This is a genomic window from Caballeronia sp. LZ028 (genome assembly GCF_031451415.1).
In the GTDB taxonomy this organism is placed as follows: domain Bacteria; phylum Pseudomonadota; class Gammaproteobacteria; order Burkholderiales; family Burkholderiaceae; genus Caballeronia; species Caballeronia zhejiangensis.
Genome location: NZ_JARUXN010000001.1, coordinates 2987567 through 3000664, shown reverse-complemented (window position 1 = coordinate 3000664; position 13098 = coordinate 2987567). Strand labels below are relative to the sequence as shown.

Annotated in this window: 18 protein-coding genes and 1 tRNA gene; 18 read left to right on the top strand and 1 reads right to left on the bottom strand. The window is 60.6% G+C overall.

Annotated elements, in window-relative coordinates; translation table 11 throughout:
* Nucleotides 1–24 precede the first annotated feature (24 nt).
* The 11 genes from QCE58_RS14170 to tatC all read left to right on the top strand — a co-directional run bounded on the left by QCE58_RS14170 (nucleotide 25) and on the right by tatC (nucleotide 6408).
* The gene (locus tag QCE58_RS14170) at nucleotides 25–645 is read left to right on the top strand and encodes a YchE family NAAT transporter (protein WP_008344137.1); all 621 of its coding nucleotides are present in this window, start codon (nucleotides 25–27) and stop codon (nucleotides 643–645) included.
* The gene (gene hisH, locus QCE58_RS14165; RefSeq protein WP_008344139.1) at nucleotides 642–1283 is read left to right on the top strand and encodes an imidazole glycerol phosphate synthase subunit HisH; all 642 of its coding nucleotides are present in this window, start codon (nucleotides 642–644) and stop codon (nucleotides 1281–1283) included. The genes QCE58_RS14170 and hisH overlap by 4 nt, the downstream gene beginning before the upstream one ends.
* Nucleotides 1284–1435: 152 nt before the next feature.
* Nucleotides 1436–2188: a 1-(5-phosphoribosyl)-5-[(5-phosphoribosylamino)methylideneamino]imidazole-4-carboxamide isomerase gene (gene hisA / locus QCE58_RS14160; protein WP_008344140.1), complete on the top strand. Its 753-nt coding sequence runs from the start codon at nucleotides 1436–1438 to the stop codon at nucleotides 2186–2188.
* A 77-nt stretch (nucleotides 2189–2265) separates the two neighbouring features.
* Nucleotides 2266–3039, top strand: coding sequence for an imidazole glycerol phosphate synthase subunit HisF (gene hisF / locus QCE58_RS14155; RefSeq protein WP_008344141.1), 774 nt, complete (start codon nucleotides 2266–2268; stop codon nucleotides 3037–3039).
* 16 nt (nucleotides 3040–3055) lie between these two features.
* Nucleotides 3056–3448: a phosphoribosyl-AMP cyclohydrolase gene (gene hisI / locus QCE58_RS14150; RefSeq protein WP_174447750.1), complete on the top strand. Its 393-nt coding sequence runs from the start codon at nucleotides 3056–3058 to the stop codon at nucleotides 3446–3448.
* Entirely contained in the window at nucleotides 3445–3813 is a 369-nt protein-coding gene (locus QCE58_RS14145) for a phosphoribosyl-ATP diphosphatase (RefSeq protein WP_008344143.1), read from the top strand. The genes hisI and QCE58_RS14145 overlap by 4 nt, the downstream gene beginning before the upstream one ends.
* Before the next feature lie 32 nt (nucleotides 3814–3845).
* Complete coding sequence (locus tag QCE58_RS14140; protein ID WP_008344144.1) at nucleotides 3846–4238, top strand: membrane protein; 393 nt, start codon at nucleotides 3846–3848, stop codon at nucleotides 4236–4238.
* Between the two features lie 30 nt (nucleotides 4239–4268).
* Nucleotides 4269–4631: a histidine triad nucleotide-binding protein gene (locus QCE58_RS14135; protein WP_008344145.1), complete on the top strand. Its 363-nt coding sequence runs from the start codon at nucleotides 4269–4271 to the stop codon at nucleotides 4629–4631.
* A gap of 155 nt (nucleotides 4632–4786) precedes the next feature.
* The gene (tatA, locus tag QCE58_RS14130) at nucleotides 4787–5023 is read left to right on the top strand and encodes a Sec-independent protein translocase subunit TatA (protein ID WP_008344146.1); all 237 of its coding nucleotides are present in this window, start codon (nucleotides 4787–4789) and stop codon (nucleotides 5021–5023) included.
* Nucleotides 5024–5059: 36 nt separating this feature from the next.
* The gene (tatB, locus tag QCE58_RS14125; RefSeq protein WP_008344147.1) at nucleotides 5060–5587 is read left to right on the top strand and encodes a Sec-independent protein translocase protein TatB; all 528 of its coding nucleotides are present in this window, start codon (nucleotides 5060–5062) and stop codon (nucleotides 5585–5587) included.
* A gap of 44 nt (nucleotides 5588–5631) precedes the next feature.
* Complete coding sequence (gene tatC / locus QCE58_RS14120; RefSeq protein WP_008344148.1) at nucleotides 5632–6408, top strand: twin-arginine translocase subunit TatC; 777 nt, start codon at nucleotides 5632–5634, stop codon at nucleotides 6406–6408.
* Between the two features lie 97 nt (nucleotides 6409–6505).
* On the opposite strand, the gene QCE58_RS14115 is transcribed toward tatC, so the two are convergent.
* Nucleotides 6506–7723 (bottom strand): S1C family serine protease, encoded by a 1218-nt coding sequence (locus tag QCE58_RS14115; protein WP_008344149.1) that lies wholly within the window; start codon nucleotides 7721–7723, stop codon nucleotides 6506–6508.
* A 20-nt stretch (nucleotides 7724–7743) separates the two neighbouring features.
* Between QCE58_RS14115 and QCE58_RS14110 the strand changes: the two genes are divergently transcribed.
* From QCE58_RS14110 to QCE58_RS14080, 7 genes are all read left to right on the top strand, one after another.
* Nucleotides 7744–8490 carry a Nif3-like dinuclear metal center hexameric protein gene (locus tag QCE58_RS14110; protein ID WP_250481685.1) on the top strand — a complete coding sequence of 249 codons (747 nt, stop codon included), beginning with the start codon at nucleotides 7744–7746 and terminating at the stop codon, nucleotides 8488–8490.
* Nucleotides 8491–8708: 218 nt separating this feature from the next.
* Nucleotides 8709–9329: a ubiquinol-cytochrome c reductase iron-sulfur subunit gene (gene petA, locus QCE58_RS14105; protein ID WP_008344151.1), complete on the top strand. Its 621-nt coding sequence runs from the start codon at nucleotides 8709–8711 to the stop codon at nucleotides 9327–9329.
* Entirely contained in the window at nucleotides 9330–10712 is a 1383-nt protein-coding gene (locus QCE58_RS14100; RefSeq protein ID WP_250435251.1) for a cytochrome bc complex cytochrome b subunit, read from the top strand.
* A gap of 23 nt (nucleotides 10713–10735) precedes the next feature.
* The gene (locus QCE58_RS14095) at nucleotides 10736–11491 is read left to right on the top strand and encodes a cytochrome c1 (protein WP_008344153.1); all 756 of its coding nucleotides are present in this window, start codon (nucleotides 10736–10738) and stop codon (nucleotides 11489–11491) included.
* A 93-nt stretch (nucleotides 11492–11584) separates the two neighbouring features.
* Nucleotides 11585–12196 (top strand): glutathione S-transferase N-terminal domain-containing protein, encoded by a 612-nt coding sequence (locus tag QCE58_RS14090; RefSeq protein ID WP_008344155.1) that lies wholly within the window; start codon nucleotides 11585–11587, stop codon nucleotides 12194–12196.
* Between the two features lie 62 nt (nucleotides 12197–12258).
* The gene (locus QCE58_RS14085) at nucleotides 12259–12741 is read left to right on the top strand and encodes a ClpXP protease specificity-enhancing factor (protein ID WP_008344157.1); all 483 of its coding nucleotides are present in this window, start codon (nucleotides 12259–12261) and stop codon (nucleotides 12739–12741) included.
* A gap of 18 nt (nucleotides 12742–12759) precedes the next feature.
* Nucleotides 12760–12835, top strand: a tRNA-Thr gene (locus QCE58_RS14080).
* Nucleotides 12836–13098 lie beyond the last annotated feature (263 nt).

Here is a 13098-nt window from a genome sequence, read left to right as displayed (position 1 = left end):
GCGCGTTGCTGCGCCGGAAAAAAGATGGATTTGTTCAAGTCGTTTATCTCATTGCTCGCGCTGATCAACCCGATCGGCGCGATACCGTTTTTTCTCAGCCTGACCTCGCAGCAATCCGATCTCGAAAGACGCAACACGATTCGCGTCGCTTCGATTTCAGTCTTCTGCGTGATCGCGGTGACGGCGCTGCTCGGCCAGCAGATCATCGCGTTCTTCGGGATTTCGGTCGGGTCGTTCGAAGTGGGCGGCGGCATCATCATGCTGCTCATGGCGATCAGCATGTTGAACGCGCAGGTCGGCAATGCGCGTTCGACGCCGGAAGAACGCATGGAAGCCGAGGAGCGCAATAGCATCGCGGTCGTGCCGCTCGCGATTCCGCTGCTCACCGGTCCCGGCTCGATCAGCACGGTGATCGTCTATGCTGCGAATGCGCAACACTGGTACGACCGCTTCGGGCTCGTCGTGCTGGGCGCGATCATCGCGGGGCTGTGCTTCGGCGCGCTGAATCTCGCCGAGCCGATCGCGCGCGTCGTCGGGCGCACGGGAATCAACATCGGCACGCGTCTCATGGGTTTGATGTTGTCCGCATTGGCGGTGGAGTTCATCGTCGACGGGTTGAAGGCCTTGATGCCATCTTTGAAATGAATACTTCGATTGCGATTGTTGATTACGGAATGGGCAACCTGCGCTCGGTCTACCAGGCGCTGAAGAAGGCTGCACCCGAAGCGAACGTGGCGATCGTCGATCAGCCGCAAGGCATTCACGCGGCGGATCGCGTCGTGCTGCCGGGCCAGGGCGCGATGCGCGACTGCATGGGGCATCTCGCCGAATCCGGCCTGCAGGAAGCGGTGATGCAGGCGGCGCGCGAAAAGCCGATGCTCGGCGTGTGCGTCGGCGAGCAGATGCTCTTCGACTGGAGCGAGGAAGGCGACACGAAGGGCCTCGGTCTTCTGCCCGGCAAGGTCGTGCGCTTCCAGCTCGACGGTCTGCTGCAGGACGACGGCTCGCGCTTCAAGGTGCCGCAAATGGGCTGGAATCGCGTGCGTCAGACACAGGCGCATCCGGTCTGGGACGGCGTCGCGGACGGCGCGTTCTTCTACTTCGTCCACAGCTACTACGTGGTGCCGGACAATCCGGCTCACACATCCGGCGAGACCGTGTACGGCAGCGCGTTCACGTCGGCGGTGGCGCGCGACAATATCTTCGCCACCCAATTCCACCCCGAAAAGAGCGCGGACGCAGGATTGCGTCTCTATCGCAATTTCGTGCACTGGAACCCGTGAAATACCGTGCCCGCTAGCGTTTTCGCCTATTACTACGGGCGCATGACCGTTGCAAGACTTGTACTACACTAGCGAGACGGCCCGCGGCACAGGCACGAAAGACCGCACGCGCGCCGTTTTGATCAACTTCACCCAGAAAATACGCGATACCTATGCTGCTCATTCCGGCCATCGATCTTAAGGACGGTCAGTGCGTGCGCCTCAAGCAGGGCGATATGGACCAGGCGACCATTTTTTCAGAGGATCCGGCGGCCATGGCCCGACATTGGGTCGATCGCGGCGCACGGCGATTGCATCTGGTCGATCTGAACGGCGCGTTCGCCGGCAAGCCCAGAAACGGCGACGCGATCCGCGCGATCCTCGATGAAGTCGGCAGCGAGATTCCCGTGCAGTTGGGCGGCGGCATCCGCGATCTGGAAACCATCGAGCGCTATCTGGACGACGGCCTGTCGTACATCATCATCGGCACGGCGGCGGTGAAGAATCCGGGCTTCCTGCAGGACGCGTGCAGCGCGTTCGGGGGACACATCATCGTCGGACTGGACGCGAAGGACGGCAAGGTCGCGACGGACGGCTGGAGCAAGCTCACCGGTCACGAGGTCGTCGATCTCGGCCGCAAGTTCGAAGACTACGGCTGCGAATCGATCATCTACACGGACATCGGCCGTGACGGCATGCTTCAGGGCCTCAACCTCGAAGCAACCGTGCGTCTCGCGCGGGCGGTGAAGATTCCAGTGATCGCGAGCGGCGGGCTGTCGAGCATCGCGGACATCGAATCGCTCTGCGAAGTCGAGGACGAAGGCATCGAAGGCGTGATCTGCGGCCGCGCGATCTACTCCGGCGATCTCGATTTCAAGGCCGCCCAGACCCGCGCCGACGCGCTGCGCGAGGCCGACGGCGCCTGATACGCCCGAGCGCGAGCACATCTGAGCAGCACTCCGGGCGGCCGCGGCGCCGCCCTTACTCCGTAAGTGGCAAGAACATGGCTCTCGCAAAACGCATCATTCCCTGTCTCGACGTGACCGCCGGCCGCGTCGTGAAGGGCGTCAATTTCGTCGAACTGCGCGACGCGGGCGATCCCGTCGAAATCGCGCGGCGTTACGACGATCAGGGCGCCGACGAACTCACGTTCCTCGATATCACCGCGACTTCCGATCAACGCGATCTCATTCTGCCGATCATCGAATCGGTGGCGTCGCAGGTGTTCATTCCGCTGACGGTCGGCGGCGGCGTGCGCGCGGTCGAAGACGTGCGGCGTCTGCTCAACGCGGGCGCGGACAAGATCAGCATGAATTCGTCGGCGGTCGCGAATCCGCAACTCGTGCGCGACGCGTCGGACAAGCACGGCTCGCAGTGCATCGTCGTCGCGATCGATGCGAAACGCGTGTCGGCCGAAGGCGAAACGCCGCGCTGGGAAGTCTTCACGCACGGCGGCCGCAAGGCGACGGGCATCGACGCGATCGAATGGGCGCGCAAGATGGCCGAATTCGGCGCGGGCGAAATCCTGCTCACCAGCATGGATCGTGACGGCACCAAAGCCGGCTTCGATCTCGCGTTGACGCGCGCCGTGTCGGACGCGGTGCCGGTGCCGGTGATCGCGTCGGGCGGCGTCGGATCGTTGCAGCATCTGGCGGATGGCATCGTCGAAGGTCACGCGGACGCGGTGCTTGCCGCGAGCATCTTCCACTACGGCGAGCACACCGTCGGCGAAGCGAAGCGCTTCATGGCCGATCACGGCATTTCGGTGAGGACTTGAAACCGTGAGCGATCAGATGATCTGGCTCGACAAAGTCAAGTGGGACGCGAACGGCCTCGTGCCGGTGATCGCGCAGGAAGCATCGACCAACGACGTGCTCATGTTCGCGTGGATGAATCGCGAGGCGCTCGCAAAGACCATCGAACTGAAGCGCGCGGTGTATTTCTCGCGCTCGCGGCAGCGCCTGTGGTTCAAGGGAGAAGAGTCGGGCCACGTTCAGCACGTTCACGACGTGCGCCTCGATTGCGACGAAGACGTCGTGCTGCTCAAGGTCGAGCAGGTTTCGGGCATCGCGTGCCACACCGGCCGCCATTCCTGTTTTTTCCAGAAATTCGAAGGCACGGCGGAGAACGGCGAGTGGGTCGCCGTCGAGCCGGTCCTGAAAGACCCAGAAAGCATCTACAAATGACGCAAGCCAATACGCTGGACACGCTGCTGCGCCTCGCCTCGGTCATCGACAGTCGCAAGGGCGGCGATCCGGAACAATCTTACGTTTCCCGACTCTTTCACAAGGGCGACGATGCGGTCCTGAAGAAGATCGGCGAGGAAGCGACGGAAGTCGTGCTTGCCGCGAAGGACGCCCGTCATGGCGGCGCGCCGAAGGCGCTCGTCGGCGAAGTCGCCGATCTGTGGTTTCATTGTCTCGTCATGCTGTCCCATTTCGATCTGAGCCCCGCCGACGTGGTCGCGGAACTGGAACGTCGCGAAGGTCTGTCGGGAATCGAGGAAAAGGCGCTGCGCAAGTCGCGCGAGCGTGAGCAGAACGGCGGCTGACGAGCGTCTGGCATCAGCGAAGGAGGGCACGAATGAACCGGCAATATGAACCCTATCCGCCGCCCGTCGTTCAGAACGCGAACGATCCCGAACGCCTGCGCAACATGCGCACGTTCACGCATGTTCTGTACGGCTTGTACGCCGTCTATTGGCTGACCGGCGGTCTCACGGGACTGGTCGCGATCATCCTCAACTACATCAAGCGCGGCGATGCGGCGGGCACGCCGTACGAAGATCACTTCACCTGGCAGATCCGCACCTTCTGGTGGGCGGTGCTGGGCCACGTGATCGGTTTCGCGACGATCTGGATCGGCATCGGCTTTCTGATTCTCGGTGCGGTCAGCATCTGGACGCTTTATCGCATCATCAAAGGCTGGCTGTTTCTCTACGAGAACAAGCCGATCGAACCGCGCGCGTGGTTTTGATCACATCCGTCAACGAAATCCGGCAACTCAATGAGTCAAGACAACTGCATTTTCTGCAAGATCGCTTCCGGGCAACTGCCGAGCACGAAGGTCTATGAGGACGATGAGTTCGTCGCCTTCAACGACATCAATCCTGCCGCGCCGGTGCACGTGCTGGTCATTCCGCGCAAACATATTGAAACACTTTCCCACTGCACAGAAAGTGACAGTCCGCTACTTGGTAGAATGGTGAGTCTCGTCGGACGGTTGGCGAAAGATCTGGGTGTCTCCTACACGGGAGGCGACACCGGCTTTCGAACGGTAATCAATACCGGTCCGGGCGGCGGGCAAGAGGTGTATCACATCCACGCGCATTTGTTGGCCGGCGAGCGCCCGTGGCGCCGAATGGGGTAATGCTGCAATCTTTGTTTGCATTCTCCTTTCCAATGAAATATTGGGCGAGCAAAATCGATAGTTGAGCCGAGGCGACGTGCCTCGGCCGGGGCCGCCAGGCCGATCTTCCGTCATCGGTACCCAAATCGGGGCGGAATCACGGAGAGTTTTCATTCATGGGTTCGTTAAGCATTTGGCATTGGTTGATCGTTCTGCTGATCGTGGCGCTCGTGTTCGGCACGAAGAAGCTGCGCAATATCGGCGGCGATCTGGGCGGCGCGGTGAAGGGCTTCAAGGAAGGTATGCGCGAGGGCGACACGCCGGCGAATTCGGCCGATCAGCGCGAACTGCCGCGTAACGGCGCCGTGGACGTCGAGGCGAAAGACAAGTCGCGCTCGGGCGACTATCGCTGATCCGTCTGCCGACGGTAACTCTCCACTTTTCGTTCAATGCTCGATCTCGGTCTGACCAAAATGGCGGTCATCGGCGTCGTGGCGCTGGTGGTCCTCGGGCCGGAGCGCCTGCCCGGCGTCGCACGTACGGCGGGGGCGCTCTTCGGGCGCGCGCAGCGCTATATCAACGACGTCAAATCGGAAGTCGCGCGCGAGATGGAACTCGATGAGCTGAAGAAAATGCGGACCGAGTTCGAAAACGCGGCGTCGAATGTCGAATCGACGATTCACGACACGCTGAAGCGCCACGAATCCGAGCTGAACGATGCCTGGAAAGACGGCACGTCGGTCGCGCCGAGCATCGCTGGCGGCGCTGATTCAGCGGACAGCGCCGCGTCGGACAAGCCCTGGGCCGCTACGTCTTCATCGACGTCGACCCGGCGCAAGAACTGGCGCGTGAAGCAGGCGGCGATTCCCAACTGGTACAAGCGCACGACCTCGCGTCGCACGCGGGTTCAATCGGGCGCGGCGCGCGTCGCTCGCCACACGCCCGCCACCCTGCGCCGGCAGACGAAGTTCTTCTGAGCGTGCCGCGATTCCTTCATCGATGATTTCTACCGAGGGCCGGCGTGAGCGACCCGCAACACACTAAAGAAGAGCCCGTCGAAGAGACGTTCATTTCGCATCTGGTCGAATTGCGCGACCGCATCATCCGCGCGGGCGCATCGGTCATCGTCGTGTTCATCGCGCTTGTGTATTGGGCGCCGGACATCTTCAAGTTGCTGGCGCGTCCGCTGATGCAGAACCTGCCCGCGGACGGCAAGATGATCGTCACGGACGTCACCGGCTCGTTCTTCGTGCCGATGAAAGTCACGATGCTCGTCGCCTTCGTGATCGCGCTGCCCTTCGTGCTGTATCAGGTCTGGGCGTTCGTCGCGCCGGGTTTGTATCAGCATGAAAAGAAGCTCGTCGGGCCGCTCGTTTTCAGCAGCTATACGCTTTTTCTGTGCGGCATGGCGTTCGCGTACTTCGTCGTGTTCCCGACCATCTTCCGCGTGATGGCGCACTACAACGCGCCGCTCGGCGCGGAGATGACCACGGATATCGACAATTACCTGAGCTTCGTGCTGACGATGTTCATCGCGTTCGGCGTGACGTTCGAGGTGCCGATCGTCGTCGTGCTGCTTGCGCGCATGGGCGTCGTGTCGATTCAAAAGCTCAAGCAGATTCGTCCTTACGTGATCGTCGGCGCGTTCATCATTTCCGCGGTCGTCACGCCGCCCGACGTTTTCTCGCAACTCATTCTCGCGATTCCCCTCGTCATTCTTTATGAAGCGGGGATCATCGCGGCGCGGCTCGTCGTCGGCAAGGAACAGGTCAAGAACGAGGAGCCGGCGGCGGAGTAAAGTGCGGCGTATTGTCGCGCCAGAGCGAGTGTTCGAGATAAGAAAAAGGCAGCTTCGAGCCATCGAAGCTGCCTTTTCGTTTTACGGACGTCGCGTTTTACTCGTCGCCCTGATCGCCTTGATCGTCATCCGGCATTTGCGGTGCGCGCGGCGGCGCGGGGCGCTTGCCGATCATCACGTTGAGATCCAGTTCCTTGTTCTTGCGCATCAGATGGACCTTCACCGACGTGCCCGGCTTGATCTGCGCGACGACGTTGAGCAGGCGCGTCGTGTCGGTGATCGTGTCGTCGTTGATTGACACGAGGATATCGCCCGGCTTGATGCCCGCCTTGTCCGCCGGGCCGCCCTGCAGCACGCCCGCGACAATCGCGCCGGACTTCTGATCCAGCCCGAACGATTCGGCGATCTCCGGCGTCACGTCCTGCGGTTCGACGCCGATCCAGCCGCGCGTCACGCTGCCCGTCGTGATGATGCTTTCCAGCACGCTGCGCGCGGTCGACACGGGAATCGCGAAGCCGATGCCGAGCGAGCCGCCGCTGCGCGAATAGATCGCCGTGTTGATGCCCAGCAGGTTGCCGTTCACGTCGACCAGCGCACCGCCCGAATTGCCGGGGTTGATGGCGGCGTCGGTCTGGATGAAGTTCTCGAACGTGTTGATGCCGAGGTGATTACGCCCGAGCGCGCTGACGATGCCCATCGTGACCGTCTGGCCGACGCCGAACGGATTGCCGATCGCGAGCACGACATCGCCGACGCGCGTCTGATCCATTCGCCCGAGCGTGATGGTCGGCAGGTTGGTCATGTTGATCTTCAGCACGGCGAGGTCGGTTTCCGGATCGACGCCGATCACTTTCGCGCTGGACGTGCGACCATCGGCGAGCGCGACTTCGATTTGATCCGCCCCGTCGACGACATGCTGGTTCGTTAGAATGTAACCTTCCGAGCTGACGATGACACCGGAGCCGAGATTCGACGCGGGCGGCTCGTCGCTCTTGCGCTTGTTCTTGTCGCCGAAGAAGTAGCGGAACAGCGGGTCTTTCGCGCGCGGGTCGGGCGGCAGATTGCCGTCCTTGCTGGAGAACACGTTCACGACGGCCGGCATCGCCTTTTGCGCGCCTTCCGAAAAGGACGACTGAACGGGGCGCGAGCCGATGCTCGGCGCCACTTCCTGCAACGCGACGATCGGCTCGGCAAGCTGCTTGCCGAATTGACCCTGACGTTGAAGCCACTGCGGCTTCAAGGTCGCGATGATGAACATCAGGGCCAAAAGCACGGTGACCGCTTGGGCAAAAAATAGCCAGAAGCGTCTAAGCATTTGAAGGGATAGAGGAATTCATGGATCGGATCGAACTCGAATTGTATCTGAACAATCTGCTGGAAATCGGCCGCTTCAAGGACTATTGCCCGAACGGTCTGCAGGTTGAAGGCGCGCGCCGCGTGCAGAAGATCGCAACCGGCGTGACCGCCTCGCAAGCCTTTCTCGAAGCCGCGCTGGAGTGGGGCGCGGACACGGTGCTCGTGCATCACGGCTACTTCTGGCGCAATGAGGCGCCGCAGATCACCGGGCGCAAGCATCGAAGATTGCGCACGCTGATTGCCAACGACATCAATCTCTTCGCCTATCATCTTCCGCTCGACTCGCATCCGGAACTCGGCAACAACGCGCAGATCGGCGCACGCCTCGGACTGATCGCGGACGCGCGCTTCGCGAATCAGGATCTCGGCTGGATCGCGACGCTCGGCATGCCGCTCCCGCTCGAGCACTTCAGCGCGATGGTCGAGAACGCGCTCGGCAGGAAGCCGCTCGTGTTCGGCGACACAGACAAGGAATTGCGCCGCGTGGCGTGGTGCACGGGCGGCGCACAAGGTTACTTCGAAGAGGCCATCGCGGCGGGCGCGGACGTGTATCTGAGCGGCGAAGTCTCGGAGCAAACCATGCATATCGCGGCGGAATCGGGCGTGGCGTACATCGCGGCCGGGCATCACGCGACGGAGCGCTATGGCGTGCAGGCCCTGGGCGCGCATCTGTCCGAGCAATTCGATATCGAGCATCTTTTTATCGATATCGATAATCCGGTTTAATGACCGATTAAGCTGTGGGCGCGATTATCTGCGCTTGCGGTTGCCTTAAATGAACGCTTCACGATGTTGCGCGAAAAACGTGGGGAAAACCCTGAAGCATCAATCACTTCGAGTGATTTTTGCTAGTCAGCCCTTGTAAATGCCAACTCCATTCGCGCACACTAACGGCGGAACAACTGATGTGACGGTATAAATCCAACTCAGAAGTGGGGCGTGTGATGCGAGACAAGGATGAAAAACGCGTCGACGGCGGCCGCCGTACCTGGCTGATTGCGACGACCGCAGCAGGTGGTTTCGGAGCAGTGGCAACCGTAGTTCCCTTTGTAGGTTCGTTTGCTCCATCGGAGAAGGCCAAGGCGGCGGGCGCGCCTGTCGAGGTCGATATCAGCGGACTGAAGCCGGGCGACATGATGACCGTCGCCTGGCGCGGCAAGCCGGTGTGGATCGTGAATCGCACCGACGAAATGCTGGCCGACGTCAAGAAGGCCGACAACGAAGTAGCCGACCCGAAGTCGAAGATGGAATTCTCGATGCCGTTGCCCGAGTACTGCAACAACGAGTATCGTTCGCGCGCGGATCACAAGAACATTTTCGTGGCGGTTGCCGTGTGCACGCATCTGGGCTGCACGCCGACGCCGCGTTTCACCGAGGGTCCCCAACCCAATCTCCCCGATAACTGGCCGGGCGGCTTCCTTTGCCCGTGCCACGGCTCGACCTATGACATGGCCGGCCGCGTCTTCAAGAACAAGCCCGCGCCGCAGAACCTGGACATTCCACCGTTCATGTTCACTTCCGCGACGCAACTCGTGATCGGCAAGGACGAAAAGGGAGAGGCGTAAATGGCGACCGCAGACAAGGAAGTAGAGACAACGGGCCTGACCGGTTGGATCGATCGCCGGTTTCCGCTGACCTCGACCTGGAAGAAACACGTATCCGAGTATTACGCGCCGAAGAACTTCAACTTCTGGTACTTCTTCGGCTCGCTCGCGTTGCTGGTGCTGGTGAATCAGATCGTCACCGGTATTTTCCTCACGATGAACTACAAGCCCGATGCGACGCTCGCGTTCGCCTCGGTCGAGTACATCATGCGCGAGGTGCCGTGGGGCTGGCTCATTCGCTACATGCATTCGACGGGCGCGTCGATGTTCTTCGTCGTCGTGTATCTGCACATGTTCCGCGGGCTGATGTACGGGTCGTATCGCAAGCCGCGCGAACTCGTGTGGATCTTCGGTTGCGCGATCTTCCTGTGCCTCATGGCCGAAGCGTTCTTCGGCTATCTGCTGCCGTGGGGGCAGATGTCGTTCTGGGGCGCGCAGGTGATCGTCAACCTGTTCTCGGCGATTCCGTTCATCGGTCCGGATCTGTCGCTGTGGATTCGCGGCGATTACGTCGTCTCCGATGTCACGCTGAACCGCTTCTTCGCGTTCCATGTCATCGCGATTCCGCTTGTGCTGATCGGACTCGTGGTCGCGCACCTCGTCGCGCTGCACGAAGTCGGCTCGAATAATCCGGACGGCGTCGAGATCAAGGCGAAGAAGGACGCGAACGGCATTCCGCTCGACGGCATTCCGTTTCATCCGTACTACTCGGTGCACGACTTCATGGGCGTGTGCGTGTTCCTGCTGATCTTCGCGGCGATCATCTTTTTCGCGCCGGAAATGGGCGGCTATTTCCTCGAAGCCAACAACTTCGTGCCGGCCAATCCGTTGCAGACGCCGCCGGAAATTGCGCCGGTGTGGTACTTCACCGCGTTCTACGCGATGCTTCGCGCGACGACCGATCCGTTCAAGATCGTGCTGATGATCGTGATCGCGCTGCTCGGCGTGCTCGCGCTCGTCAAGGCGCGCGGGAAATGGAAGCTCGGCCTGCCGGTGCTCGCCGTGGTGGTGCTGGTTTTCATGGCGCTGACGGAATCGAAGTTCTGGGGCGTCGTCGTGATGGGCACGGCGGTCGTGTCGCTGTTCTTCCTGCCCTGGCTGGACCGCAGTCCGGTGAAGTCGATTCGCTATCGGCCGCTCTTTCACAAGGTCTTCTACGCGATATTCGTGTTCGCGTTCCTGATGCTCGGCTTCCTGGGCACGCGACCGCCATCGCCGGCCGCGACGCTGATCGCGCAGATCTGCGCGCTGATCTACTTCGCGTTCTTCCTCGGCATGCCTTTCTGGACGCCGCGCGGCAAATTCAAGACGCCGCCTGAGCGAGTGCACTACAAACCTCACTGAGCGCACGTCCGGAGACGAATACGATGAAAAAATGGCTCTCTACAATAGCGATGATCGGTGCGGCGATGCTCTCGTTCTGCGCACCGCCGGCGTTCGCGCAGGAAGAAGCGGTGCTCGATCGGGCGCCCGACAGTTCGGACAATCTCGCGTCCTTGCAGCACGGCGCACAAGTTTTTGTAAACTACTGCCTGAATTGCCACAGCGCGACGTTGATGCGGTACAACCGGCTGACCGATATCGGCATCAGCGAGAAGCAGATTCGAGAGAATCTGCTCTTTACTACGGACAAGGTCGGCAACACGATGTCGATCGCGATGCGCCCGGAAGATGCGAAAGCGTGGTTCGGTGCGTCGCCGCCGGATCTGTCCGTCGAAGCGCGGGCGCGCGGCAGGGACTGGCTCTACACGTACCTGCGGAGTTTCTATCACGATCCGACGCGGCCGACCGGCTGGAATAATCGCGTCTACGAAAACGTCGGCATGCCGCACGTGCTTTGGACGCTCCAAGGCGTCCGGGACGCGAAATTCGAGACCGATACGGACGAAAAGACGGGCGAAAAGGTACGAAGATTCGTCGGTTACACTCAGGTTACACCTGGTGCCATGTCGTCCGTGGATTATGATTCAACTGTGGCCGATCTCGTTTCGTACATGTCGTGGATGGCGGAACCCGCGCAGCAGACGCGCAAGCGGCTCGGCGTCTGGGTTTTGCTGTTCCTGGCGTTCTTGAGCTTCCTCGCGTGGCGCCTGAACGCGGCATACTGGAAAGATATCAAATAGCGCGCCTTCGAAGGCGTGGGTCGGCGCGACGGCGTTTTCCGCGAGGAAACGCCGCGGCCGGCCCTTCGAGTTTACTGAAGGAACTTTAAAAACATGATGGTTCTGTATTCCGGCACTACTTGCCCCTTCTCCCAGCGCTGCCGGCTGGTGTTGTTCGAAAAGGGCATGGATTTCGAGATTCGCGACGTTGACCTGTTCAACAAGCCGGAAGACATCGCGGTGATGAACCCTTACGGACAGGTCCCGATCCTCGTCGAGCGTGACCTGATCCTGTACGAGTCGAATATCATTAACGAATATATCGACGAGCGTTTTCCGCATCCGCAACTCATGCCGGCCGATCCGGTGCAGCGCGCCCGCGCACGCCTGTTCCTGCTGAACTTCGAAAAGGAACTGTTCGTTCACGTCGGCACGCTGGAAAACGAAAAGGGCAAGGCCGCCGAGAAGAATCACGAGAAGGCGCGCAGCGCGATCCGCGATCGCCTCACTCAGCTCGCCCCGATCTTCCTGAAGAACAAGTACATGCTGGGAGAGGAGTTCTCGATGCTCGACGTCGCGATTGCGCCGCTGCTGTGGCGTCTGGATCACTACGGCATCGAACTGTCGAAGAACGCAGCACCGTTGATGAAGTACGCCGAGCGGATTTTCAGCCGTCCGGCCTATATTGAAGCGCTGACGCCTTCCGAAAAGGTGATGCGTCGATAGTTTGAGTGCGTTGGGACGCGGCGGCGCGCGTTGCGCGGCCGCATTCCGACAGAGGAAAGTTGATGCAAGAGATTTCCACCAAGCCGTATTTGTTGCGCGCACTGTACGAATGGTGCACGGACAATGGTTTTACGCCTCACATCGCCGTTCGGGTCGATGCGGCTACGCGCGTGCCGCGCCAGTTCGTCCGCAACGACGAGATCGTGTTGAACATCAGTTTCGAGGCGACGAGCCAGTTGCAGATGGGCAACGAGTGGATCGAGTTCAGCGCGCGTTTCTCCGGCAAGTCACACAAGATCGAAGTGCAGGTCGCGAACGTGCTCGCTATCTACGCACGCGAGAACGGACAGGGGATGGCGTTCCCGGTCGAGCAGTCGCATTCCGGCTCGGATTTGACGAGCGCTCCCGTGGGCGCGCGATCGGCCGAGCGCGATACGCGGCAGATCGAGGAACCCGCAGACACCGCGCCGAAAGAGGATGCGCAAACTGCAGCGGATGACGATTCGAAATCGCCTGCGAGGTCTCACCTCAAAGTCGTTAAATGAAGTAGAATTCGGTGCTTCGCCGGCTTAGCTCATCTGGTAGAGCAGTTGATTTGTAATCATCAGGTGGCGGGTTCGAGTCCTGCAGCCGGCACCAAGACTTATGTCGACGGGTCGTGCGATGTCCGCACGACCCGTTTGCTTTGAGTCGGTAAGACGAGTAGGTCGAATCGATAAGAAACGTTTCAAAAACTTGTTGACACGAACCGAAACGTTCTTCATAATCTCGTTTCTCTGCTGCTGATGCAGCGACGCAAGACAGAAGTTGAAGTAAGGCTTGTCTTGCGATGTGCTCTTTAAAAACTAACAGCCGATAAGTGTGGGCGCTTGATGGCGAGTGCGGCTGGTTCTTCGGAATCG